General features: G+C 57.6%; 23 protein-coding genes. 14 read left to right on the plus strand and 9 right to left on the minus strand.

Annotation, left to right across the window (positions count from 1 at the left end):
* Positions 1–147: 147 nt before the first annotated feature.
* Positions 148–318 (minus strand): chlorophyll a/b-binding protein, encoded by a 171-nt coding sequence (locus VB780_RS02815; protein ID WP_139296895.1) that lies wholly within the window; start codon positions 316–318, stop codon positions 148–150.
* Positions 319–479: 161 nt separating this feature from the next.
* Positions 480–1,607 (minus strand): GUN4 domain-containing protein, encoded by a 1,128-nt coding sequence (locus tag VB780_RS02820; protein ID WP_323349618.1) that lies wholly within the window; start codon positions 1,605–1,607, stop codon positions 480–482.
* Positions 1,608–1,783: 176 nt separating this feature from the next.
* On the opposite strand from VB780_RS02820, the gene VB780_RS02825 reads away from it, so the two are divergent.
* The 6 genes from VB780_RS02825 (at position 1,784) to rpsU (ending at position 8,627) form a co-directional block, all read left to right on the plus strand.
* Complete coding sequence (locus VB780_RS02825; RefSeq protein WP_323349619.1) at positions 1,784–2,398, plus strand: hypothetical protein; 615 nt, start codon at positions 1,784–1,786, stop codon at positions 2,396–2,398.
* 54 nt (positions 2,399–2,452) lie between these two features.
* Complete coding sequence (gene polA / locus VB780_RS02830; protein ID WP_323349620.1) at positions 2,453–5,416, plus strand: DNA polymerase I; 2,964 nt, start codon at positions 2,453–2,455, stop codon at positions 5,414–5,416.
* A 38-nt stretch (positions 5,417–5,454) separates the two neighbouring features.
* Complete coding sequence (locus VB780_RS02835) at positions 5,455–5,844, plus strand: carboxymuconolactone decarboxylase family protein (RefSeq protein ID WP_323349621.1); 390 nt, start codon at positions 5,455–5,457, stop codon at positions 5,842–5,844.
* A 124-nt stretch (positions 5,845–5,968) separates the two neighbouring features.
* Positions 5,969–6,715, plus strand: coding sequence for an SDR family oxidoreductase (locus VB780_RS02840; RefSeq protein ID WP_323349622.1), 747 nt, complete (start codon positions 5,969–5,971; stop codon positions 6,713–6,715).
* A gap of 209 nt (positions 6,716–6,924) precedes the next feature.
* Complete coding sequence (locus VB780_RS02845) at positions 6,925–8,199, plus strand: metallophosphoesterase (protein WP_323349623.1); 1,275 nt, start codon at positions 6,925–6,927, stop codon at positions 8,197–8,199.
* Positions 8,200–8,450: 251 nt separating this feature from the next.
* Entirely contained in the window at positions 8,451–8,627 is a 177-nt protein-coding gene (gene rpsU, locus VB780_RS02850; protein WP_194052138.1) for a 30S ribosomal protein S21, read from the plus strand.
* A 164-nt stretch (positions 8,628–8,791) separates the two neighbouring features.
* On the opposite strand, the gene VB780_RS02855 is transcribed toward rpsU, so the two are convergent.
* The 3 genes from VB780_RS02855 to VB780_RS02865 all read right to left on the minus strand — a co-directional run bounded on the left by VB780_RS02855 (position 8,792) and on the right by VB780_RS02865 (position 12,061).
* On the minus strand, positions 8,792–10,867 hold the full coding sequence (locus tag VB780_RS02855; RefSeq protein ID WP_323349624.1) for a hypothetical protein: 2,076 nt from the start codon (positions 10,865–10,867) through the stop codon (positions 8,792–8,794).
* A gap of 118 nt (positions 10,868–10,985) precedes the next feature.
* Positions 10,986–11,156, minus strand: coding sequence for a photosystem II assembly protein Psb34 (gene psb34 / locus VB780_RS02860; protein ID WP_323349625.1), 171 nt, complete (start codon positions 11,154–11,156; stop codon positions 10,986–10,988).
* A gap of 104 nt (positions 11,157–11,260) precedes the next feature.
* Positions 11,261–12,061 carry an MBL fold metallo-hydrolase gene (locus VB780_RS02865; RefSeq protein WP_323349626.1) on the minus strand — a complete coding sequence of 267 codons (801 nt, stop codon included), beginning with the start codon at positions 12,059–12,061 and terminating at the stop codon, positions 11,261–11,263.
* 256 nt (positions 12,062–12,317) lie between these two features.
* Here VB780_RS02865 and VB780_RS02870 point away from each other — a divergent pair, with 256 nt between their 5' ends.
* The 3 genes from VB780_RS02870 to VB780_RS02880 are packed head-to-tail and all read left to right on the plus strand — an operon-like array spanning position 12,318 to position 14,697.
* On the plus strand, positions 12,318–13,208 hold the full coding sequence (locus VB780_RS02870; protein ID WP_323349627.1) for a M23 family metallopeptidase: 891 nt from the start codon (positions 12,318–12,320) through the stop codon (positions 13,206–13,208).
* Positions 13,209–13,253: 45 nt separating this feature from the next.
* Positions 13,254–14,342 carry a chorismate synthase gene (gene aroC / locus VB780_RS02875; protein ID WP_323349628.1) on the plus strand — a complete coding sequence of 363 codons (1,089 nt, stop codon included), beginning with the start codon at positions 13,254–13,256 and terminating at the stop codon, positions 14,340–14,342.
* A gap of 19 nt (positions 14,343–14,361) precedes the next feature.
* The gene (locus tag VB780_RS02880; RefSeq protein ID WP_323349629.1) at positions 14,362–14,697 is read left to right on the plus strand and encodes a cupin domain-containing protein; all 336 of its coding nucleotides are present in this window, start codon (positions 14,362–14,364) and stop codon (positions 14,695–14,697) included.
* A gap of 38 nt (positions 14,698–14,735) precedes the next feature.
* On the opposite strand, the gene VB780_RS02885 is transcribed toward VB780_RS02880, so the two are convergent.
* Both VB780_RS02885 and VB780_RS02890 read right to left on the minus strand, forming a co-directional pair.
* On the minus strand, positions 14,736–15,722 hold the full coding sequence (locus VB780_RS02885) for an ATP-binding cassette domain-containing protein (RefSeq protein ID WP_323349630.1): 987 nt from the start codon (positions 15,720–15,722) through the stop codon (positions 14,736–14,738).
* Positions 15,723–15,922: 200 nt separating this feature from the next.
* Positions 15,923–16,366: an orange carotenoid protein N-terminal domain-containing protein gene (locus VB780_RS02890; RefSeq protein WP_323349631.1), complete on the minus strand. Its 444-nt coding sequence runs from the start codon at positions 16,364–16,366 to the stop codon at positions 15,923–15,925.
* Positions 16,367–16,838: 472 nt separating this feature from the next.
* Between VB780_RS02890 and VB780_RS02895 the strand changes: the two genes are divergently transcribed.
* Positions 16,839–17,234 carry a polymer-forming cytoskeletal protein gene (locus VB780_RS02895; protein WP_323349632.1) on the plus strand — a complete coding sequence of 132 codons (396 nt, stop codon included), beginning with the start codon at positions 16,839–16,841 and terminating at the stop codon, positions 17,232–17,234.
* A gap of 2 nt (positions 17,235–17,236) precedes the next feature.
* Here VB780_RS02895 and VB780_RS02900 read toward each other — a convergent pair whose 3' ends face one another.
* On the minus strand, positions 17,237–17,395 hold the full coding sequence (locus VB780_RS02900; protein WP_323349633.1) for a hypothetical protein: 159 nt from the start codon (positions 17,393–17,395) through the stop codon (positions 17,237–17,239).
* A 180-nt stretch (positions 17,396–17,575) separates the two neighbouring features.
* Here VB780_RS02900 and VB780_RS02905 point away from each other — a divergent pair, with 180 nt between their 5' ends.
* The 4 genes from VB780_RS02905 (at position 17,576) to lexA (ending at position 21,655) form a co-directional block, all read left to right on the plus strand.
* Positions 17,576–18,058, plus strand: a complete 483-nt coding sequence (locus VB780_RS02905; RefSeq protein ID WP_323349634.1) for a hypothetical protein — start codon at positions 17,576–17,578, stop codon at positions 18,056–18,058.
* 126 nt (positions 18,059–18,184) lie between these two features.
* A complete protein-coding gene (cysE, locus tag VB780_RS02910; RefSeq protein ID WP_323349635.1) occupies positions 18,185–18,919 on the plus strand; it encodes a serine O-acetyltransferase in 735 nt (244 codons plus the stop codon).
* A 676-nt stretch (positions 18,920–19,595) separates the two neighbouring features.
* Positions 19,596–20,735: an RNA polymerase sigma factor RpoD gene (gene rpoD / locus VB780_RS02915; protein ID WP_323349636.1), complete on the plus strand. Its 1,140-nt coding sequence runs from the start codon at positions 19,596–19,598 to the stop codon at positions 20,733–20,735.
* A gap of 305 nt (positions 20,736–21,040) precedes the next feature.
* Complete coding sequence (lexA, locus tag VB780_RS02920) at positions 21,041–21,655, plus strand: transcriptional repressor LexA (RefSeq protein WP_323349637.1); 615 nt, start codon at positions 21,041–21,043, stop codon at positions 21,653–21,655.
* A 155-nt stretch (positions 21,656–21,810) separates the two neighbouring features.
* Here lexA and VB780_RS02925 read toward each other — a convergent pair whose 3' ends face one another.
* A complete protein-coding gene (locus VB780_RS02925) occupies positions 21,811–22,323 on the minus strand; it encodes a hypothetical protein (RefSeq protein ID WP_323349638.1) in 513 nt (170 codons plus the stop codon).
* Positions 22,324–22,333: the final 10 nt, after the last annotated feature.

Genomic DNA, 22,333 nt, shown 5'->3' on the forward strand with positions numbered 1-22,333 from the left:
TAATGAAGGTTAATGACGGTGAATTGGCCTTTGGAGATCCCCCCTGCCCGCCTTTCGAAGGGGGGTTATCGAGGAAAACGTTTAGGGCAAAGACCTGGGGGAATCTGTCTCAGATAAATAGCGTTCCCAATACAGGCAATAGCTTACCTAGCGTAGGCCCAGCCAGGTGACGATCGCCTGCCCGGTAGCCAGCTCAAACAGCACCAGCGCCACAAACCCCAGCATGGCGGCCCGCCCGTTTAGCCGCTCGGCGTAGTCGTTAAAGCCCGCCTTAGAGCGCTCGATGGTGGGGGTGACGGTAGGTTCGAGGTTGGCCATGGGTTTAGGGTGTGTCGTTTGCTTTCCTAGCCTACCCTATGGGTTGCCGGTTGTGATATGGGCGTGGACAGACGGGGCGATCGCCCCCTCACCCCCATCTCCGGCCACCACACCTCGATCTGCCGTCCTAAGTCGACTGGACAGCGCTGGATTAAGCGTTGCTATTCTGCACTCTGGGAAACTGGCCGGTCTAGATACAACGCTGCCCGTTCCATCAGTTGTGGAATGTATCTATAGAAGTGTTCGTTGCGCAGCTGCATGGCATCGACCGTGCAGCTGCCACAATGCACCCCGGCTGGTGGAACCGCAACTGCCTGCACCACCTCATCCGACACGCCAGCCCAAGGCAGATGGCCCTCCGGAGCCTGCAAGGAGTAGGTCAACTCCGACTCGTTCAACCAGTCACTGCTAATGAAGTCAACCTCAGCGCGAGGAGCCGCCAGCTTCCAGCCGACGCGATCGCGAAAGGCATTGACCGCCGCTACACCATCGTTGGGATGCTCGGCCAGCGCCGCCTGCCAAAGACGCTGCTGCACACGGAGCCCAAATCGCCCGTTGCTGGCCGTCAGCCACATCTGGTCAATGGCCTTTATCAGCTCTGGCCGCAACAATACTGGATCAGAGGGTAGGGGATCAAACGGTGGCAGGGAGGTTGTCCCTGGGGCCAGCAACCGCCGGGTTATGCGATCGGCAGCGGCCCAGTCCTGGGCTTGAAGTCGTTCTTGTAGCAGCGACAACTGCTCGTCAATCGCCCCGTTGAGGTCGGCATTTGCAGTCTGGCAGGTGCCCACCATTGAGCGCACGTACTTGCTAGGGCTCAAGTAGTGAACGGTCTGGATCTGCTGGGGCAGTCCGCTGGTGGGGCGCAGGCTGACGTAGAGACCATGCACCGAATCGGGTGTTCCATAGAGATGGTCGGCGTTGTTGGGCTGACCGCGAAAAGGGCCTTCAAAGGGCAGTTGAGCATAGTCAGCATCGGGAGCCAGTTGCTCATAATCGCTCAGGGCAGCGGCATTGAGCAGGGTTTGCACCCGCCCCGTCTGATTCTGCCACTGCACCGTTAGGGTCAAGGCTGGTGCGATCGGGTCTTGCCGATTGTCCGCCGCAGTAGTTTCCGGCAGGCTGCCCGTTAGTAGATAGGTTAAAGTGCCTCCCTGGCTTAGAGAAACCATCGTTTCACAGGCGATCCGGGGAGGGGTGCTCTGGGCACCGACAGGGAGTGGTGTAGGGGTTGCCAGGGCGATCGTCAAAACACAGCCTAACGGCTTCAGATTTGGCATCTTTTGCATGGGCGTTACCCCCAACAGAACATGGGCTGCGGCCAGTATCAACCATTTTGGATGAGCCTACTGCCCTGGTTGCGCAAATTGATACGCGATCGCGTTGGTTAGCATGGCGATCGCCCCTTCGGTGGAACGATACACTAGGATTACGCCCCCCACTTCATCCCTAAACGGTCTGAGATATGCCTAGAGCTGCCATTATCCAGCCCGAACAGTCGTACACGTTTGCCGACTACTTCAAGCTCAACTTTGCGCCGCAGGATATTTTGGCCTACTTTGGCGTGTCACTTCAGCGCCAGGCTTTACACCTGCCTCGCTACCCAGGCCCGCTCAATCGCCTAAACGATCTCAAAACCCGTATCGAAGAAAGCCTGCCCCGCCTCAGCCTCACCAGCGAAATGGCCCGGCGAGAATTTCTCATCGCTCCAGTGCTGACCGATGTGCTGCACTACACCCAGGCCACCCTGAATGTGGAATATCCGGTGGCGGTGAGCAACCAGCTCAAGGGATCGCTTGATTACCTGCTACAAAATGGCACTACTTTTTTGGTGATTGAAGCCAAAAACGAAGATTTAGAGCGGGGTTTTGTGCAGCTAGCGATCGAGCTGATTGCCTTAGATCAATGGATTGAGTCAGACCAACCGGTTTTACAAGGAGCCATTTCGACGGGCAATATCTGGCAGTTTGGTCAGTTTGATCGCCAGTCTCGTCGGGTCACCCAAGACCTCGATCTCTACCGAGTACCCGCCGATCTAGAAGATCTGCTCCGCGTCCTAGTCAGTGCTCTAGGCAGTTAAGATTGACCTCGCCCCTTACAATAGGAACTCATTCCCCGACCCCGAGAACCCGCCGTGGCCGCCAACTCCTCCGCCGACAAGCCCACCCTGATGCTGGTAGATGGCCATTCTTTGGCCTTCCGTTCCTACTATGCGTTTGCCAAAAATGCCGACGGCGGCCTGCGCACCTCCACGGGTATTCCAACTAGCGTGTGCTACGGCTTTCTCAAGTCGCTGCTCGACATGATGGAGGTCGAAAAGCCCCAGTACGCCGCCGTGGCCTTTGACCTGGCTGCGCCCACCTTTCGCCACCAGGCCGACGCCACCTATAAAGATGGCCGCCCCGAAGCGCCGGAGGGGTTTCTAGAAGATGTCGAAAATCTCAACGAACTGCTCACCGACTTTGGGCTGAATATCTACGTCGCCCCCGGCTTTGAGGCCGACGATGTGATCGGCACCCTGGCCACTAAAGCCCTGGCCGAAGGGTTTTGCGTCAAAATTCTCAGCGGCGATCAGGATTTGTTTCAGCTGATTGACCCCGACGAGTGCATTACCGTGCTGCACCTGGGCAACGCCTTTGCCAAGGGGGCCAAGAACGGCCTGGCCCAGGAGTTTAAAATTGAGGAGGTCAAGGCCAAGCTCGATATTTACCCCCATCAAGTGGTCGATTACAAGGCCCTGTGCGGCGACTCGTCGGACAATATCCCTGGCGTGAAGGGCATTGGGGCCAAGACCGCCGCCAAGCTGCTGGCGGAGTACGGCGACCTGGATGCCGTCTACGCCGATATCGACAACATCAAGGGCGCGACTCAGAAAAAGCTGATCGAGGGCAAAGAGTCGGCCTACCACTCGCGCTACATGGCCAAAATTATTACTGATATTCCCGATGGGGAGTTGCCCATCGACCTGGCTACCTGCAAGCTGGATGGGTTTGACCCCGATGTGGTGATTCCGGCGCTGAAAAAGCTGGAGTTTCAGAATTTTGTCAATCGGCTAGGCAAGCTGCAAACTGCGTTTGGTGGCGCAGCGGCAGAGGAGACGGCGGCGAAGGCCAGTCAGGCGCTGAGTGGGGGCACCAGCAGCCCAGAACCTAGTCGCTCCAGCCGCTTTGAGGATACGGGCGGCGCGGATGTGGCCTTCTTTACGGCGGAGGAAACCGACAACGCCCAGGGGGTGGATGAGGTGGCGATCGCACCCCAGATCATCACCACCGAGGCCCAGCTCTACGAACTGCTAGATATTCTCTCTCAGCAAAAGAACCCCGCCACCCCTGTCTCCTGGGACACCGAAACAACGTCCTTAGAGCCAAGGGACGCCACGCTGGTAGGCATCGGCTGCTGCTGGGGCACGGGTCGAGAAGACATGGCCTACGTTCCGGTAGGTCACAGCGACGGGAAAATGTTGCCGTTGGAGATGGTGCTAGACGCGCTGCGTCCCATCCTCGAGAGCGACGAATTCCCCAAGGCGCTGCAAAACGCCAAGTACGATCGCCTGGTATTCCGCCACCAGGGCATTCACCTGAGGGGCGTGGTGTTTGACACCATGCTGGCCAGCTATGTGCTCAACCCCGAGGCCAGCCACAACCTTACCGACCTCAGCCTGCGCTACCTCAACCTGGTGGCCCAGAGCTACGAAGACCTGGTGCCCAAGGGCAAAACCATCGCCGATGTAGAGATTGCGGCGGTGGCCAACTACTGCGGAGCCGACGTACACACCACCTATCTCCTGGTATCCAAGCTTCAAGCTGAGTTAGACGAAGTCCCTGACCTCAAAACCTTGTTTGCCGAGGTCGAGCTGCCCCTGGAGCCGGTATTGGCGGAGATGGAATGCACCGGCATTCGCGTTGACCCTGACTACCTGGCCAATTTCTCAAAGCAGCTTGAAACTGACCTGGCCCGCCTGGAAAAAACCGCCTACGAAGCGGCTGGGGAAACCTTCAATATGGGGTCGCCTAAACAGCTCAGCACGCTGTTTTTTGAAAAGCTGGGCCTCGATAAGCGCAAGTCGCGCAAAAATAAGTCGGGCGGCTACTCCACCGATGCCTCTACCCTCGAAAAGCTCCAGGGTGACCACGCCGTGGTGGATCTGGTAGTGGAGCACCGCACCCTCTCCAAGCTGAAATCCACCTATGTGGATGCTCTGCCCACTCTAATTCGCCCTGATACTCACCGGGTGCACACCGACTTTAACCAGGCGGTGACGGCCACCGGGCGGCTGTCGTCGTCAAACCCCAACCTGCAAAACATTCCCATTCGCACGGCCTTTAGTCGTCAGATCCGCGCCGCGTTTATTCCCGAAACCGGGTGGCGGCTGGTGGCGGCAGACTATTCTCAGATTGAGCTACGCATTCTCGCCCACCTCAGCGGTGAGCCGGTGCTGGTGGAGGCCTACAACAACAACGACGATGTCCACGCTCTGACAGCCCGGCTGCTGTTCGAGAAAGACGACATCACTGCTGAAGAGCGTCGCGCCGGTAAGGTGATCAACTTTGGCATTATCTACGGCATGGGAGCGGTGCGCTTTGCCCGTGAGGCCGGGGTGAGCCGCACCGAGGCTAAGACCTTTATCGATCGCTACTACGATCGCTACCCCAAAGTCTTTGAGTACCTGCTGCAAATGCAGCGAGAGGCGATCGCCCAGGGCTACGTGCAGACCATCTGCGGCAGGCGGCGGTATTTCAACTTTACGGATGGCAAACTGCGATCGCTGCGCGGCACCGACCCCGCCACCATCGACCTCGATGCTCTCCGCACCAACGGCTACGATGCCGGATCGCTGCGGGCGGCGGCCAACGCCCCGATCCAGGGCAGCAGTGCCGACATCATCAAAATTGCCATGATTCGCCTGCATGAGCTACTGAAAAATTATCAGGCCAACCTCTTGCTGCAAGTCCACGACGAATTGGTGTTTGAGGTGCCCCCCGACGAGTGGGCAGAGCTAGAACCCCAGATTATCGCCGTGATGGAGTCTGCCGTAGAGCTGAAGGTGCCCCTCAAGGTCGAAGCCCACGCCGGGCCAAACTGGATGGAAGCCAAGTAACGACAACCCGGCAAACCATTTTGAAGAAAGACATCCCAATGGATTCGACTCGGTATGCCCGTGGGCAAGAGGCGCTGGCCAGAATTCATGGCCACATCGGCGAGGGCATCATGGATGCTCTGGGGGATATTGCCCCCGATTTTGCGCGATTTATTATTGAGTTTCCCTACGGTGATATTTGCTCCCGCGAGGGTTTATCGCCCAAAGAGCGGCAAATTGCCACGATCGCATCCCTGGTCACCCTGGGCAATGCACCCACTGTTTTAAAAGCTCACATTCAAGGCGCTTTAAATGTAGGCTGCACCCGAGACGAAATTGTCGAAGTCATTATGCAAATGTCGATTTATGCCGGCTTTCCCGCTGCCGTCAATGCCCTGTTAATTGCTAAAGACGTTTTTTCAGAGCTGGATCTAAATCAACAGGCTTAAAGCATACTCCAGTAACGTAGATAACCAGGTAAGCTTTTAGCTGCGATCGCGCCCGCACCCAGCGGCAGCTAGAATCTAAATCTGCCAAATTCGAGTCGCTATCGTCGTTTTAGTCCAGCAGCTGATGGCACAGGTTTTAGTCGTTACCGGCGGCAGTCGGGGTATTGGGGCCGCTACAGCCCGTCTCGCCGCCGAGCGGGGGTATGGGGTCTGCGTCAACTATCTGCACAACTCAGCGGCAGCCCATGGCGTGGTTGACGCGATCGCCCAGGCAGGTGGACGGGCGATGGCCGTCGCCGCAGACATTTCCCTAGAAGACGATGTGCTACGCCTTTTTCAAACGGTGGATGAACAACTGGGTACGCTGACGGCCCTGGTGAATAATGCCGGAATTCTAGAGCAGCAGCGGCGCGTGGACGAACTCGATGCCGCCCGGCTCAGCCGAGTCTTGGCCGCTAACGTCACCGGCAGCTTTCTCTGCGCGCGCGAAGCCGTAAAGCGCATGTCAACGAAGTACGGTGGAGCCGGTGGGGCGATCGTCAATGTGTCATCGGTGGCGGCGCGGCTGGGGTCGCCAGGGGAATATGTGGACTACGCCGCCTCCAAGGGTGCGATCGACAGCCTCACGATCGGCCTTGCTAAGGAAGTGGCCGCCGAGGGCATTCGCGTCAATGCGGTGCGCCCCGGCTTTATCTACACCGATATTCACGCCAGCGGCGGCGAGCCCAATCGGGTCGAGCGCGTTAAAGGCGCAGTGCCCATGCAGCGGGGCGGGCAGGCGGTGGAAGTGGCCAATGCTATTCTGTGGCTGCTTTCGGCAGAGGCTTCCTACACCACCGGGTCATTTATTGATATCGCGGGCGGCAAGTGAGCCGAAAATCTCTCCAAATTCTAGCCAGAGGAACTTGAGTTCTGGATAGACAATTGGGACTCACAAGTTTGCCGCTTGGATGAGTAAGCCCGAACGTTCGAACCTACTAACCTTTCAACCTGCGACCCAGCCATCCGACCGGCAAACCCCCCGCCCAAAAGTCGGATAGATGGGGTAAGTTTAGGCCTGTGGTTTGGCCTTTCTTGGTTATGGGTTTTAAACGCTTTTTCACCGGCCTCTGCCTGGGCATAGTGCTCAGCGTATGCCTTGCTTGTTCCCAGCGGGCACTGCTCTCGGAACCCCCCGCCCCTGCGACTCCGGCCCCTGGGGCAGAGGCAGTATCCCCCACTGAGGCCCGCGAAGGGGCGGTGACAGATGTGGCTCCAGCTCCGCCAGCGCTGTCTGCCGAAGCCCAGGCGATCGTGGCCAGTGTAGCGGGAGGACTGGCCAACCCGCTCCGTAAGGATGTCCGGCTGGTAGCGATCAGCGACCTCAACAGCGCCTACGGCTCCACCGACTACGACCCTGAAGTGGATAAGGCGATCGCCCTACTGCCCTTCTGGCAGCCCGATCTGGTAGTGTGCGGCGGCGACATGGTAGCGGGGCAAAGTCCATCGCTGACACCCGACCAAATTCGGGCTATGTGGCAGGCGTTTGACGACCATGTGGCGGCTCCCCTGCGCCAGCAATCCGTGCCCTTCGGCTTTACTATCGGCAACCACGATGCCTCGGGGGCCAGGGGGCCAAACAATCAATTTCTGTTTCAGCAGGAACGCGACCTAGCCACGGCCTACTGGACGGCCCCAGAACACAGCCCTGGGGTTAACTTTATCGATCGCACCGATTTTCCCTTCTACTACACCTTTGAGCAGCAGGGGATTTTCTTTATGACCTGGGATGGCTCGACCAGTCGCCTGCCCGAGGAAAAGCTGGCCTGGGTCGAGCAAGCCTTAGCCAGCGACGCCGCCCAGCAGGCTAAGGCCCGCATTTTGCTCAGCCACCTGCCCCTTTACGGCATCGCTGTGGGGCGCGATAAACCCGGCGAAGTGCTCGCCAACGCCGATCAGCTGCGGGCCATGCTAGAGCGATACAACGTGCACACTTACATCAGCGGCCACCAGCATGCTTACTATCCTGGCCACCGGGGCAATCTCCAGCTGCTCCACACCGGCCTTTTGGGGTCTGGGCCGCGCGCTCTGATCGACAGCAATCTGCCGCCGAGGAAGGTGCTAACCGTGATCGATGTTGACTTTGCCGACCCAGAGCTGACCACCTACACCAGCTACGACATGGCCACCCTCCGCACCATTGAGTACGCAGAACTGCCCCGGTTTTTGGCGGGCCACAACGGCATTGTGCTGCGGCGAGATATCAGCTACGACCAGCTGGCTCCCGACGAAAAATCCTTCTGTGAGCAGCGGCTGGGCCAGGGGCTCTGCACTGGGCAACTGCCCTTCCCTCGGCCCAAGACCTACACCGCCTAACCACCGTTTGGCCCCAACGGGGTTGGGCTGGGCAACGGCCTATTTTGTGCTAGTCTGATAAAAATTACGGACAACTATGCCCGAATTTTTCTGTCTGTATATACTTCGTACTGACAGCTGACCATGACGACTCTGCCTGGAGCAATGGGAGGTGGCTCGACCGCTCCGGGGCAATCTTGAACAGTGTGTGAATTTGACAACCTGTTGTTTGATTTGTTAGGCATACCCAAGGAGTAAAGAAGCGATTTCGTATGACTCAAGTCGTTGTCGGTGAAAACGAAGGCATTGAATCGGCCCTGCGTCGCTTTAAGCGGCAGGTCTCTAAGGCCGGGGTTTTTTCGGAAGTTAAGCGTCGTCGCCACTTCGAGACGCCCCAAGAAAAGCGCAAGCGCAAAGCCGTCGCGCGTCGCAAAAAGCGCTTTCGTTAAGCCCCAGTTCATCTGAGGCAAATGCCATGAAAGAGGGATGCTGCTAGTCAGTGTCCCTCTTTTGTTGTCGGCCATGGGACGGACAACAAAAAGAACGAAAAGTGAAGAACGAAGAGTTTGGGACTTTCTTCAGTTTTCACTCTTCATTCTTTCCCTATTTGCTTTTAAGCGTCGGCGTTGGCGGTGACTAGGGTGAGCAGAGGGCCGATTTGCTCTTGGCCGCTGACTGCCAGTTCGCTGTGGCAGAGCACTACGCGATCGCTGACTCGTCCCAGCAGATCGCGCACAATGCGCTCGGGGCGATCGCGGTGCAGCGTTTCAATATCCTCAGTCGTCCAGGGGCGACCCCGGTAGGATCCTAAAAATAGCGGATAGCCAAACAGTAGATTGTCGGTACCGGCCAGCCAGCGGGGCGATCCGGCGTCGATCCAAAAGTGCCAGCGGTGGCGCAGGCGCTGCAGGCGGTACTGGTACACCGTAGCGATGGTAATCACCTGGGCCGATTCCACCGGGTAGGGGTTGGCGGTTACGGTGCCTTGGCGCAGCAGTAGAATAAACCGCTCTAGAGAATTTTTTAGCGTTACGGTAGATTTTTGATCTAGCATCGGGGCCACCTGGCGCAGGCGATCTTCTACCGCCCAGTAGTGCTGGGCGGTTTCCATCAGCTCGCGCAGGGCGGCAAGCTGGTCGGCGGGTAGGTGGCTGCCGCCCCAGTAAAAGGCCTGAATGGCGCGATCGAGTACGCTAATCACCCCCGGCGTCAAGCGCTGCTGGCGCTGCTGGCGCTGCTGTTCAATCCACTGGCGCAATCGGCTGTAGGCTTCGGTGGCCTTGTAGCCGAGGCGATCCCAGCGATCGAAGCGCTCTACGGGCAACAGTTCGGGCTGCTCTAGGCTGGGTTCAAAGCAGTGGTCAACTAGCAGCTCGGCCCGCACCGGGTCAATCTGCACCGCCTCAAACCAGGGGCCAATCTCGGGGGCTTGGGGAATCTGGCTCAGCACGACCAGCATTTCGGCCACTTCCTCAGCGCTGGCCAGCCGCCCCAGGCCGGGATACACAAAGGTGAGCAGGGTAAGCAGCGATCGCACCAAGGGCGAGTGAATCACCGGTCGCTGGTCGCTGAGGGAGGCCACCGGCAGCCCCCGATCGCTGAGAATTTCGGCCAGGGTGTAGCGGGCGATCGCATCTAGACCCGGCCCAATAATCGCAATCTCCTGGGGGGCCACCTGGCCCTGGTTGACCGCCTTGACCACGCGCTCCGCCGTTTTGCGCAGCAGCTCCCCCCGCGACACCGTTTGCAGGGTTTCAAAACAGGCCAGCGGTTCGGGCAGCGCCAGGGGATCCATCACCCACGCCACCACCTGATCGCCCCAGGGGTAGGCCAGGGCATTGGTCGCCGGGGTGGTCTGCTCTGTCACCTGGCACTGATCCCGCATCTGCTCCAGGGCATCAGGATCGGCCCCCAGCCCCATTCGCACCTTGCCGTGGCGATTCCAGGTCATGGCCACGGGCCGCCCGGCATTGATAAACACCTGGAGCCACTGGGCGGCGATCGCCGGATATTCATCCAGGTCATCGGCAAATAGACCACCGTAGCGGGCCAGCAATTTCTCTCGGTAGAGGGGGTGGGGCAGCAAATGCCGCCAGTACAGCTCGGTCATCACCCCGTAGGTGAGCAGACCCCGCGCCAGGCACCAGTCGCGCCAGTCTACCAGCGCTTGACCGATCGCCCGCCACACCGTCTCGGGGGCAAACCCTGGGGGAATGCCCTCCGGCAGCAGCACGGGCAAATCTTCAGCAGGGATCCCTCCAGCGGCGGCCAGCTGCAAAAAATCGAGCGATCGCCGCACGGTCTGGGCCTCTAACCAGCCCTCCACCGTCAGGGTGCCGTCGAGAATTTGCTGTCGCCAATGACTGGCGGTTAACTCCTGCTCATTCTCGGGCCGCAGCCGCAGCGGAAACTGGGGCGACAGGCCCAGCTCGGCCACCAGCAGCGGCCAAAACAACGTCACTTCGTCCTGAATGAAGCCGTTGGGTGTGGTCGTGACCACCGCCACGCCGGGGGCCACATCCCCAATTCGCGCCGCCAGCCGCAGGCGGTTGTCGCCATTGGCTGCAAAGATTAAGTGGCTTTGGCCCAGCTCCAGCGGCGCCGCAGCATCTGGGCGCAGCTGCTCCAGCAGCCAGGCAGTCTTGCCGCTGCCGGTTACACCCTCCAGCCAATGGGGCGAGTTTGCCATGCTAACCCGAGGTAGACGTTACTCCGCCTACTCTACCCCGACTCCAGATACAAGACAGCCGAAGCAGTCTCTGCCTCGGCTGTCGTTTAGAGTTGGCTGGCTAAACCGCAGACCTGACCTACGAGACGGAAATCGCCACCACCAGAAGTCCACCCACCAGCGCCAGGGCTAGCCCACCCAAAATCAAATAGTTGCGCTTTTGGGTGGCACTCGGGGGCTCAGCCTCATACATCTTGGGCTCGTTGGCAAAATTGTTGAGGCGGCCGCCGTCTTCGGTGGTGTAAGGCATAGCTATAGATCCTTCTTAAAACTTGACTAACCTTAAAAGAAGGTTACCTGAATACAGCCTCCCTGGATACCCCATTGCCGCTGGTGGGGATCGCTAAATCCTCGCTAAACCCCCGTGGCCAAAGGCTGGCGAGGTATGAGGTTCAAAGGCAGCGATTGACCTACAACAGGAGCTAACACTCGGGTTGACAGTCCTTTGGCCGCGATCGCCGCCTGCAACGCCTGGGGATCGCCCACTGTTTTGAGCCAGTTGATCAGCAATCCGCTGTAGGTGACTTCGCCCGCATCGGCGGTGGGCAGCACCACCTGAGGCTGGAGCCAATCGATCAGTTCTAGAGCCCCTTGCTGGCCGCGAATGATCGGCCCCACCACAGGCAGCGCCAGATCGACCACCGGTGTGATCACCACATCCACAGGCCCCTCTGCCTTCAGCTCGGGCCGGTGAAAGCCATGGGGTTCGTAGAACAGAGAGGCCCCCGACTCGCGATCGCCCGACATGTCGCGCAGAATGTAGCCATTTTCAGTCACGAGCGGCCCTACGGGTGCGCCGGGGATCGCTTTGATGGTCACCTGTTGATTGAGGATAAAAGTTTCGCCGTGGTTGAGGGCTGTGACCTGGCTGTAACCCAGGCTCTCTGCCACCTTGGCCGCACTGGGCGACCCCACCACCGGGATGGTGCGATCGAGAGCCTTTAGGGTGGGGGGATGGGCGTGGTCTTCTAGCCCCTGGCTAAGCAAGATCAGGTCAATCGCCTCGGGCAAAGGCCGAGATTGGGGATGCTCGCCCTTAAACAGCCAGGGCTGCTGGCCAAACACCAGCTCTCCCACCAGCCAGGGGTCAACCAAAATGCGCTGTCCCCCCAGGGTAATCAGCCAAGAGTTGCTGTCGAGCCAGGTGACATCCATCGCACGAATTCTCTGTAGAGCGCTATTTACTCAGTGTAACGGATTCTTTACACAGCCATGATCAGCGGCTCGGAGTGCCCCAGGCCACGTTCGACAACGGCCAGAACAATCCCTACATTCTAGAATTGCACCTTGGAGTCACTGTGGCGTTGGCCTGCAAACGATCCGTGAAATTGTGCAAATGCTCTGATCCCCGTATAATCCATCTTGGTCTGATGGTTAACGTCTGCTACCACTTTTCCCTGCTAGTTTTGCTATGCCCCGTCTTCAGCTCAAGCCTTACACCGTACTGATTACGGCAACTGGCAAATCTCCTATCACCCTGAGGCTGCGTCCGGTGCCGCTGCTGGTGGGCCTAGCCTTAGTAGTAGGGCTACCCCTCACCTGGATTGGCCTGCTGCTCTATCAAAACGTGCACCTGGCCCAGCGCAACCAAAACTTGTCTGAAACTGCGAGCGAAGTGCTGACCGAGTTAGACGCGATCGGCAACGAAATTGAGGTGCTCAAGAACCGCGCTGGCCTGCCCGAGCAAAGTCTTGAGAATACCCGCGTCCCCAATTCTGAAGCGGAGATTCCTCCTCGCGGTGGTGTAGCTGAGGAAGCTCCTGCCGAGGTCATGTTCGACGAAGCCCGCCGCCAGTTGCCCAGTCTAGAGGTCATGCTCTCTCGAGCGGTAAAGCCAGCCCTAGAGCAAACTCTTGAGTCCGAGGCCGAGCAGGCGGCAGCTTTCCCCAGCGGCAAACCGATAGCGGGGGAGGCCTCGATTTCCTCAGAGTTTGGGCTGCGGCCCAACCCCTTTGGCCTGCGGGGCTACGAAATGCATGAGGGCGTAGACTTTGTCGGGCCAGTGGGCAAGCCGATTTTGGCGACGGCCGAAGGGGTAGTGGTGCGGGCTGACTACAACGGCGGCTACGGCAACCACGTCAAAATTGACCACGGCTATAACTACGAAACCCTCTACGCCCATATGTCCGAACTGGAGGTCAAAATCGGCGATCGCGTTAACCGAGGCGATGTGGTGGGCTACCTGGGCAGCACCGGGCGATCCTCTGGCCCGCACCTGCACTACAGCGTCTACCGCAACAGTCAGGCGGTGAATCCTCGCTATTATTTGAAGCTGGCGGAAACCAATCAGGAAACTAAATAGTAGGATCGGTAAAACTACCTTGGCCGATACTGGCATTACCGATCTATGGGCAACACCTTTGGGGACTTATTTCGCATCACCACTTTTGGCGAATCTCACGGCGGTGGGGTGGGGGTGGTCATCGATGGCTGTCCCCCCCGCCTAGAGATTTCCGCTGAGGAAATTCAGGCCGAGCTCGATCGCCGCCGTCCGGGCCAGAGCAAAATTACCACCCCGCGCAAAGAGGGCGATCGCTGCGAAATTCTCTCCGGCGTCTTTCAGGGCAAAACCCTGGGCACCCCCATCTCTATTCTGGTGCGCAACGAAAATACCCGCCCCCAGGACTACAGCGAGATGGTCACCGCCTATCGTCCCTCCCACGCCGATGCCACCTACGACGCCAAGTATGGCCTGCGCAACTACCAGGGGGGCGGCCGCTCCTCAGCGCGGGAAACCATTGGGCGGGTGGCGGCGGGGGCGATCGCCAAAAAGATCCTCCACCAGGTCACCGGCACTGAGATCATTGGCTACGTCAAGCGCATCCAAGACCTGGAGGGCAGTGTGGATCCTAGCACTGTCACCTTAGAGCAGGTCGAGAGCAATATTGTCCGCTGCCCCGACCCGATCGCCGCCGAGCAGATGATCGACCGGGTCGAAGCCATCCGCGACCAGGGCGACTCCATTGGCGGCGTGGTGGAGTGCGTGGCTCGTGGGGTCAAGGTCGGGCTGGGTTCCCCCGTATTCGACAAGCTCGAAGCCGATCTGGCCAAGGGCGTGATGTCGCTCCCCGCCAGCAAGGGCTTTGAAATTGGCTCTGGCTTCGCGGGCACCCTGCTCACCGGCAGCGAGCACAACGACGAGTTCTACACTGACGAAGCGGGCACCCTGCGCACCCGCACCAACCGCTCCGGCGGCACCCAGGGGGGCATCTCCAACGGCGAAAACATTATTATTCGCGTCGCCTTTAAGCCCACCGCCACCATTCGCAAAGCCCAAAACACCGTCACCAATACCGGCGAAGCTACCGTGCTAGAGGCGCGGGGCCGCCACGACCCCTGTGTGCTGCCCCGCGCCGTGCCCATGGTCGAAGCCATGGTGGCCCTGGTGCTGTGCGATCATCTGCTGCGCCACCACGGCCAGTGCGAGCTGTTGTAAGTCAGAACTGCGCCAGACCATGAAAATCACCGGCCTCGATCAAGTGCCCGAAGCGTCGGTCTCCCACAACCCGGCGATTAAAAAGCGGGTGCTGCTGCATGGGGATGACTTACCCCACCTGACCAACTTTGCCCAGGCCCGCTTTGCCCCCGGCCAGATCGCCAACGGCCACAGCCACGCCGATATGGCCGAAGTGTTTTTCGTCGAATCGGGCGCTGGCACCATTACCGTTGAGGGTCAGGTCTATCCACTCACTCCCGGCGTCTGTATTGCGATCGCGCCCGGCGAACACCACGAAGTCGCCAACACTGGCACCCAAGAACTCGTCCTCACCTACTTCGGCCTGCGTGTTTAGCCGTTTCCCATCCACCCACTCACCTACCCATCATCCCCTCACCGCTCAGCAGAACCTGCCGCAAACACGCGCCCAATCACTTCCTCCACTGGCGGGTCGCTGACAGTCAAGTCCTGTACATCCAAATCGCCCAACAGTCGGCTGACAGTTTGAGTTAGGGCATCGCGATGCACGATCAAACGAGCCGTGCAGCCCTCCAGGCTTTCTAGTTCGCCGTAGCGGCTCAGGGTGGCGGCATCGCAGCCCGTGGACAAATCTACGGTGACTTCTCGGTAGGGAGCAAAGCGATCGAGCAACCCCTCTAGACTGCCGTCGTAGATTAACCGCCCCTGGTAGATCAGCAGCACTCGGCGGCACAGAGCAGTGATGTCGGCCATGTAGTGGCTGGTGAGCAAAATGGTGGCCTCGTAACGACGGTTGTAGTCGCGCAAAAATTCCCGCACTGCTACCTGGGCATTGACGTCTAGTCCCAAAGTAGGCTCATCTAAAAACAAGACGCGAGGACGGTGCAGCAGGGCCGCCATCATTTCGGCCTTCATGCGCTCGCCCAGAGAAAGCTTTCGCACCGGCTGGGTCAGCTTTCCCTGAAGGGCTAACATCTCGGTGAGCTCATCGACCCGGTAGTGAAACTCTTTGTCGGAGAGGCCATAGATGGCGGCGTTGATCCGCAGCGAATCGAGGGCAGGCAGATCCCACAGCAGCTGCTGCTTTTGCCCCATTACCAGGGTAATATCCTGCAAAAACTCGGCCCGCCGCTGAAAGGGCACCTGGTCGCCTACCCGCACCGTTCCTTCTGAGGGTCGAATCAGGCCAGTGAGCATTTTGAGCGTGGTGGTCTTACCGGCTCCGTTGGGGCCTAAAAAACCCACTACTTCGCCCGGCTCAATGTGAAACGAGACGGCCTGTACCGCCTCTACTAAACGGTACTGACGGCGAAAGAAATGCCGTAGCGTTCCCCCCAGGCCCGACTCTTTGATCGCGACGGGGTAGCGCTTACTGAGCTGATTAACCTCAATGGTAGGCATAGCCAAACGGTAGATAGAGCAGTTAGGCCCCATCGCGGAGCCTATGGCTTTCACTTTACCGTCAACATCCCCCAGTGCTGAGAGCTAGCAGTTGAGTGAGGGGGGAGCATGAACTCCAGCTCCCACCCACCGCTTGGCCCAATGCCTTCCCAAAAACGCCAATCGCAGATTTTGAGAAACAATAAGTGGCTTGCCTTAACTTAGCCCACGGCTCGGCGCAAAAAGTGGAGCCGTTCGTTGAGGCCCATGGTCCCGATGCGGGCGATCAGCGCCTGGGTTGTGGCTGAACCGTCTCGGCAGGCCGTTATCGGCAGGCGGCTGGTGGGGATGAGGCTGAACAGGCGATGCCAAAAGGCCAGCTTCATGTTCGTATTGAGAGCCTGATAAGCCTGGGTAAAGCGGGTGTCGGCTCCCGCGAGAATATCGCGCATGATGGCCGATTGATCGTCGCGATCGACCTGCTGAATCTGGCTGAGCAGCTGTTGAACGGCCTGGGAAAAAAGGGCTACCGGAGCAATGGCGGCAAAAGCTTGGCCCAGGGTGTCGTAGATCTGCCAGAGTACGGCGATCTTGCAGTCTACATCTACCGATTCAAAGGATTGAACGGCTTGCTCAAACTGAAGGCGAACATCTATAGCGGTCATGGTAGGTTTCCTGTAAGGGCTTGTTATGGGGTGAGATAACAACGCGGCAGAACAGGGTAAGGGCTCTGTCGCACCGATCGCGATCGCTGGAGTAAAAGTCTCAGCGCCAGCGAACCAGCACTAGGACCATGTCTTTAAAAGGGTCGAATCAGAAAAAAGGAAGAGGAGACCGTTGTGAATTCAGAAGGGTTTAGCGTCTATTTATATTGATCCCCGCTGATTTTGAATAGGGGGTATTTCTTCCAAGTTTCTTCTAATTTAAAGCATAACGAGGGTAGATGGTAGCGCCCACCCCTCTAAAGAGAGGGAAACTGCTGCCAACCAGCAGATTATTGTCGGGCCGAAGCCATTGTCTTTTAATATTTAGTTACACAGCTAGGGTGCTGTTCGGGCCGCGGCAGCTTCTTTAGGGCTAATGTCGCCCAGGCCATTGCTTGGAGTGCTGTTCTCTGGAGTTATGAGGGCAATTTTGATGTTCAAACGTAAACCGGCTCCGCTATTGACCTATCTGAGTCAAAAGACTGAGTTTGAAGGGGTGCTTCACGCCGAAGGTATGCTGCGGGTAGACGGCGTCATCCATGGCACTGTAGACATCAAGGGTGACCTAGAGATCTCCTCTACGGGGTTGATCGAAGGCCCCGAGGTCAGAGCTCAAAATATTGTGGTGCAGGGGGTGCTCAAGGCCAGGGTCTTTGCCGAGGGTAAGCTCACCCTCAGCCGCACGGCCCGCCTCGAAGGAGATGTGGTAGCCGGTGCTTTAGAAATCGAGCCGGGGGCTTACTATACGGGCTATATCGAAACCCGAGATGCTAAGTCGCTGCCGCCGGTTCGAGAGGTGCCAGAACTCTACGGCACGACTGAGCTTTAGCGCTACTCGTCACGCATGATCCACGTGGTTAACACCAGGGCCATGCCGCCTATCAGCCAGGGGGAAGGTACTAACAACTGGCCGAGGTGAGTCAGGCTGTTGACCAGAATGGCGATCGCCCAGGAGGCCGCCACGCAGATCATCAATATCACAAGTTCCATATCACAAGTTCCATGGCTGGAGCCTCCTGGGGATTCGGACATCGCTAGATAAGTGGCCAACGGTTGCCTAGTGTAACTGGAGGGGGTGTGACCGAAGACAGTTGCAGTATCTGTCTATTATGTCTACCGATCGCGACGATTACCTAGCACCATAGAACTGAACCGTAGGAGGCTGGGGCCATGGCTATCAACTATCAACAATGCGGAGCACTGGCGCTAGCCGCAGGGCTGGCGACGGGGCTACTGGCAATGCTGCCTTCCCTGGCTCAGCAGGCCAACTTCGAGGCGTTTACGCTGTCTGGGTCTACCCCTACAGCCAGCGTTAGCGGCTTCACCAACGGTATTTCTGCGCTGTCTAGCATTGCCGGGCGCGATCGCAACGGCACCATTTGCGCCGGGTTTGCTGACACTGCCCCCGATCACATCATGGTGTTACAGCAAGACTTCGCCACCCTCACCCTTCAAGTCAACAGCGGCGGCAACGATACCAGCCTTCTAGTTCAAGGGTCTGATGGCACCGTACGCTGTGGCGGCGACACCGATCGCCGCAATCCCGACGCCCGAGTGCAAGACCAAAACTGGCCAGCAGGTACTTACAGTGTCTGGGTCGGCTCCCACCAACAGGGTCAGCGCTACAACTACTCCCTCAGCGCAACTCCGTAGGGTCAAAAAACCTCTCTTTTGGTGCAGGGCCGTAATGCTTACGCTGGAGTAATCCACACCCGCGAAAGGTGTTGGTCAACGACAGGCCCACGTTAGGATGGTAGGGCTGCAGTTAATTCATTGCCTGTGCTCACCACTCTGCTTGTCGATTTTCGCATCGTCTTCGAGCGTGACCCAGCGGCCCGCAACTGGCTAGAGGTGCTGACCTGCTACCCTGGCCTGCATGCCTTAGCCCTACACCGCTTCAGCCACTGGCTGTGGAACCTGGGCCTGCCTGTAGTGCCGCGCCTCATTTCCCACCTGGCGCGGTTCCTCACCGGCATAGAAATTCACCCGGGGGCGACCATTGGCAAAGGAGTCTTTATCGACCATGGCATGGGCGTAGTCATTGGGGAAACCGCCATCGTAGGCGACTATGCCTTAATCTACCAGGGCGTAACCTTAGGGGGTACCGGCAAAGAAACCGGCAAGCGCCACCCTACCCTAGGCGACAACGTGGTGGTGGGGGCCGGGGCTAAGGTACTGGGCAACATTTATCTCGGGCACAATGTGCGAATTGGGGCCGGTTCAGTAGTGCTGCGAGAAGTGCCCTCTGACTGCACGGTGGTGGGCGTTCCTGGTCGCATCGTGTACCGAGCCGGAGAGCGTGTAGAACCTCTAGAGCACGGTCGCCTACCCGACTCCGAAGCCCAGGTAATTCGCGCCTTGCTCGATCGCATCGAAGCACTAGAGAAAGAAGTGCAGGCCTTGGGCCAAGTGCGCCAACCTGTTTTAGTGGGGGCGGTGCGCTCTCAAGACGGCGTTCACTGCCGTTTGCAAGACCGCGTCATCGAAGAGTTTCTAGACGGCAGCGGCATTTAATGAAGAGCCTCTGGCCGTTATTCAAAGCCAAAGCATTTTTGCCAAATTGCTAGCTTCGAGACCAGATCAGACTTAACGCTCCTCTAAATCGGATCCTTTTTTGCGCATGAAAAAACTACGTAATAATGCGTAGAAAATACTGGCATGCCAGCGCAAATGTATTGAATTGACTACAAAATTCGGCGAGCCAAGCCGAAGATTTAGCCCGGCGACGAACCGCGTCAGCAGCTTGATTCACGTTTAGGAACCCCCAACGATTTACGTTATTATTCTTTATAAAGGAAGAAAATACGAGTCAGAGGGATAGTTCTTATGTTCTATTGGGTCGGTTTTTGCGCGATCGCCCTCAAATTTGAACCAGGCGTTTTGACTGTGCCTTAAGCATTTCAGCCAATTCAAAAGTTTTCCGCAAAGTTGGGGTGGTACATCACCTGGCATTGCAGTTAAAATTGAAAGGCCATGGCGGCGCTGATGTATTTCTCTAGATAGAGGCGGAGGCGAGCCCGGGCTAACAGCACCAAGCCAGTATCGTAAACGTCTAGGTGGCTAGGCATTGATCACTGAGTTCTAGAAAATAGATCCGCACTTTTTCGGAACTGTGGGCATCTATCTAACGGAGCTGTTAATCTGATCACAGTCTTTGTCTTTCAATTTTAAGGAGCACGAGGTTCGCGGCATGACCCAAGCAAATCATCTGCTCGGCACTATCAACCCTGAAACTGAACTCGATCTACTGATCGACGGTAACGATAGTGACGAGAATTTTGTTGCCCAAGATGACGAGGCCGTCGCTGATGACAAAGCGCCGAAGGGTAAAGTAACCCGCCGCCGAGCTCAGACCAAAAAGCGCCACTACACCGAAGACTCCATTCGTCTCTACCTGCAAGAGATTGGTCGTATTCGCCTACTGCGGGCCGAAGAAGAAATTGAGCTAGCCCGCAAGATCGCCGATTTGCTTAAGCTAGAGCGCATTCAAGACGAGCTATTCGACTCCCTCGAACGGGAACCGTCTGATATCGAATGGGCCGCCGCCGTTGGCCAAGACGAAGGCAAAGACTATACCGTGGCCAGCTTCCGCCACCGTCTGCACATTGGTCGGCGAGCTAAAGACAAAATGGTGCAGTCTAACCTGCGTCTGGTGGTCTCGATCGCCAAGAAATACATGAACCGCGGGCTCTCCTTCCAAGACCTCATTCAAGAAGGTAGTTTGGGCCTGATCCGCGCCGCTGAAAAATTTGACCACGAGAAGGGCTATAAGTTCTCTACCTACGCCACTTGGTGGATTCGCCAGGCGATCACCCGGGCGATCGCCGATCAGTCGCGCACCATCCGCCTGCCGGTGCACCTCTACGAAACCATTTCTCGCATTAAAAAAACCACCAAGCTGCTCTCCCAAGAGCTAGGCCGCAAGCCCACCGAAGAAGAAATCGCCACTCGTATGGAAATGACCATCGAGAAGCTGCGGTTTATCGCTAAGTCGGCCCAGCTACCCATCTCCCTCGAAACCCCCATCGGTAAAGAAGAAGACTCTCGCCTTGGCGACTTCATTGAGTCTGACGGCGAAACCCCTGAAGACCAGGTGTCCAAGAGCTTGCTGCGGGAAGACCTAGAGAGTGTCTTGGGCACCCTCAGCCCCCGCGAACGCGATGTGCTGCGCCTACGCTATGGTCTCGACGACGGCCGGATGAAGACCCTGGAAGAAATTGGCCAGATCTTTAACGTCACCCGCGAGCGCATTCGCCAGATCGAAGCCAAGGCTCTGCGTAAGCTGCGTCACCCCAACCGCAACAGCATTCTAAAAGAGTACATCCGTTAAATTGGCTTAAATTTTAGCCCTCTAGACTGAACAAAAGGCTGCCCAAAGGCAGCCTTTTTAGTCGTTATGCAATGGCTGCTTTAATATGTCAATCATCACGTACGGGCTCAGCAACATTTCCAAGCGGGAATGAGTAGGGGAAACCAGCCTCTGACCCTTTGGCTCGCTCTGGGGAAGCAGCGGGATTGGCATCAGATTTGGTGTTAGTACTGACTTACCCAAAGGTTTGTTGCTAGAGTAGACAGATCGCCGCTCAGTTGGTACACTTGTTCCATGACATAACCCAACGCCGTGGCTAAATCTCTATGGAATCCTTAACAACCGCCCAACAGGAGCTCTACGACTGGCTAGTTGAGTATATCCGGGCCAATCAGCACTCTCCCTCTATTCGCCAAATGATGCGGGCAATGAACCTGCGTTCTCCGGCTCCCATTCAAAGTCGCTTAGAGCACCTCAAAAATAAGGGCTACATTGAGTGGAGCGAGGGCAAAGCGCGCACTATTCGCGTTAAAGATGACGTTCGGGGCGTGCCCATTCTTGGCACCATTGCCGCTGGCTTTGTTAACGAAGCGTTCACCGATGCCGTCGAGCGCCTTGACCTTAACGGGCTGCCCATTCAGTCGGGCGACTATGCTCTCAAGGTCACCGGAGACAGTATGATTGAGGCCATGATCCAAGACGGGGATGTGGTGATTATGCGGCCAGTAAAAGATCCCCAGGGAATTCGGGAGGGGACCATTGTTGCGGCTCGGGTGGAAAGCGGCACTACCCTCAAGTCATTCCACCGCCAGGGTAATCAGGTGCATCTCAAGCCTGCCAACCCCAACTATCCAGTTATGGAGTTTCCAGCGGATTTGGTAGATGTACAGGGACGGTTAGTAGCGGTGTGGCGCGGTATCGATCCGGACTTTACCGTCTGATGTCTTTCAAGTGACTAGTGCTCCTGGCCGCTGTTGTGTTTAGCAACAGCGGTTTTTTCACTATAGGGCTGTTAGGTTATGCTAAGTCCTGATTCAATGCGGGTTGTCTTCGCTGATTTTAACCCCAGTGGCGATGACTATATTCGACGATGGAATTACTCAGGCTTTGCTTCAAAATCCTGTACTGTGGGCGGCTGGTTGAGAACGTGCAGGCAGCACTCCAAGGTCTCTCGCACCGACTCGTGGGTGTATTCGTCGTCGGGATGGGCGGGTTGACCAGGCTGCTGAAAGTGGGGCCGACTATCGTAGATTTGCCCCCAGGTGACATCGGTTTGGCGCACCAGTTCGTAAAAGGTGGCGGGCGATCGCAGCACTGTTACCAGCAAATCTTTCACGGCTTCGACGGGCTGCCCTACATATCGACTGAGGCGGCTGTCATCATCCACCAGCCACTGCTCCAAAACCCGATGCAGCGCGCCGGGCCCATCTACCAAAGATTCTTTCAGCGCTTGCTGGGCTCCGTGCCTGGCCTGCACCAGCCGAGGAATGGGAGATTCCCCTTTCATGAAACTGCCCGCCTCCTGGCCGATGGCATCCGCTAGGGTAAACCGGCGGCTGAGGCGCAGTTCCTGCTGAATGTCGGTGTCGTTGTCCTGGGCAGGAGGCATGGGCTGGTGA

This window comes from Leptolyngbya sp. CCNP1308, from assembly GCF_034932455.1.
In the GTDB taxonomy this organism is placed as follows: Bacteria; Cyanobacteriota; Cyanobacteriia; order Phormidesmidales; family Phormidesmidaceae; genus Nodosilinea.

Bases quoted from the DNA above. Each gene is read 5' to 3' on its own strand.
- VB780_RS02815 (WP_139296895.1), bottom strand. From the start codon at position 318: ATGGCCAACCTCGAACCTACCGTCACCCCCACCATCGAGCGCTCTAAG.
- VB780_RS02820 (WP_323349618.1), bottom strand. From the start codon at position 1,607: ATGCAAAAGATGCCAAATCTGAAGCCGTTAGGCTGTGTTTTGACGATC.
- VB780_RS02825 (WP_323349619.1), top strand. From the start codon at position 1,784: ATGCCTAGAGCTGCCATTATCCAGCCCGAACAGTCGTACACGTTTGCC.
- VB780_RS02835 (WP_323349621.1), top strand. From the start codon at position 5,455: ATGGATTCGACTCGGTATGCCCGTGGGCAAGAGGCGCTGGCCAGAATT.
- VB780_RS02840 (WP_323349622.1), top strand. From the start codon at position 5,969: ATGGCACAGGTTTTAGTCGTTACCGGCGGCAGTCGGGGTATTGGGGCC.
- VB780_RS02845 (WP_323349623.1), top strand. From the start codon at position 6,925: ATGGGTTTTAAACGCTTTTTCACCGGCCTCTGCCTGGGCATAGTGCTC.
- rpsU (WP_194052138.1), top strand. From the start codon at position 8,451: ATGACTCAAGTCGTTGTCGGTGAAAACGAAGGCATTGAATCGGCCCTG.
- VB780_RS02855 (WP_323349624.1), bottom strand. From the start codon at position 10,867: ATGGCAAACTCGCCCCATTGGCTGGAGGGTGTAACCGGCAGCGGCAAG.
- psb34 (WP_323349625.1), bottom strand. From the start codon at position 11,156: ATGCCTTACACCACCGAAGACGGCGGCCGCCTCAACAATTTTGCCAAC.
- VB780_RS02865 (WP_323349626.1), bottom strand. From the start codon at position 12,061: ATGGATGTCACCTGGCTCGACAGCAACTCTTGGCTGATTACCCTGGGG.
- VB780_RS02870 (WP_323349627.1), top strand. From the start codon at position 12,318: ATGCCCCGTCTTCAGCTCAAGCCTTACACCGTACTGATTACGGCAACT.
- aroC (WP_323349628.1), top strand. From the start codon at position 13,254: ATGGGCAACACCTTTGGGGACTTATTTCGCATCACCACTTTTGGCGAA.
- VB780_RS02880 (WP_323349629.1), top strand. From the start codon at position 14,362: ATGAAAATCACCGGCCTCGATCAAGTGCCCGAAGCGTCGGTCTCCCAC.
- VB780_RS02885 (WP_323349630.1), bottom strand. From the start codon at position 15,722: ATGCCTACCATTGAGGTTAATCAGCTCAGTAAGCGCTACCCCGTCGCG.
- VB780_RS02890 (WP_323349631.1), bottom strand. From the start codon at position 16,366: ATGACCGCTATAGATGTTCGCCTTCAGTTTGAGCAAGCCGTTCAATCC.
- VB780_RS02895 (WP_323349632.1), top strand. From the start codon at position 16,839: ATGTTCAAACGTAAACCGGCTCCGCTATTGACCTATCTGAGTCAAAAG.
- VB780_RS02900 (WP_323349633.1), bottom strand. From the start codon at position 17,395: ATGGAACTTGTGATATTGATGATCTGCGTGGCGGCCTCCTGGGCGATC.
- VB780_RS02905 (WP_323349634.1), top strand. From the start codon at position 17,576: ATGGCTATCAACTATCAACAATGCGGAGCACTGGCGCTAGCCGCAGGG.
- rpoD (WP_323349636.1), top strand. From the start codon at position 19,596: ATGACCCAAGCAAATCATCTGCTCGGCACTATCAACCCTGAAACTGAA.
- lexA (WP_323349637.1), top strand. From the start codon at position 21,041: ATGGAATCCTTAACAACCGCCCAACAGGAGCTCTACGACTGGCTAGTT.
- VB780_RS02925 (WP_323349638.1), bottom strand. From the start codon at position 22,323: ATGCCTCCTGCCCAGGACAACGACACCGACATTCAGCAGGAACTGCGC.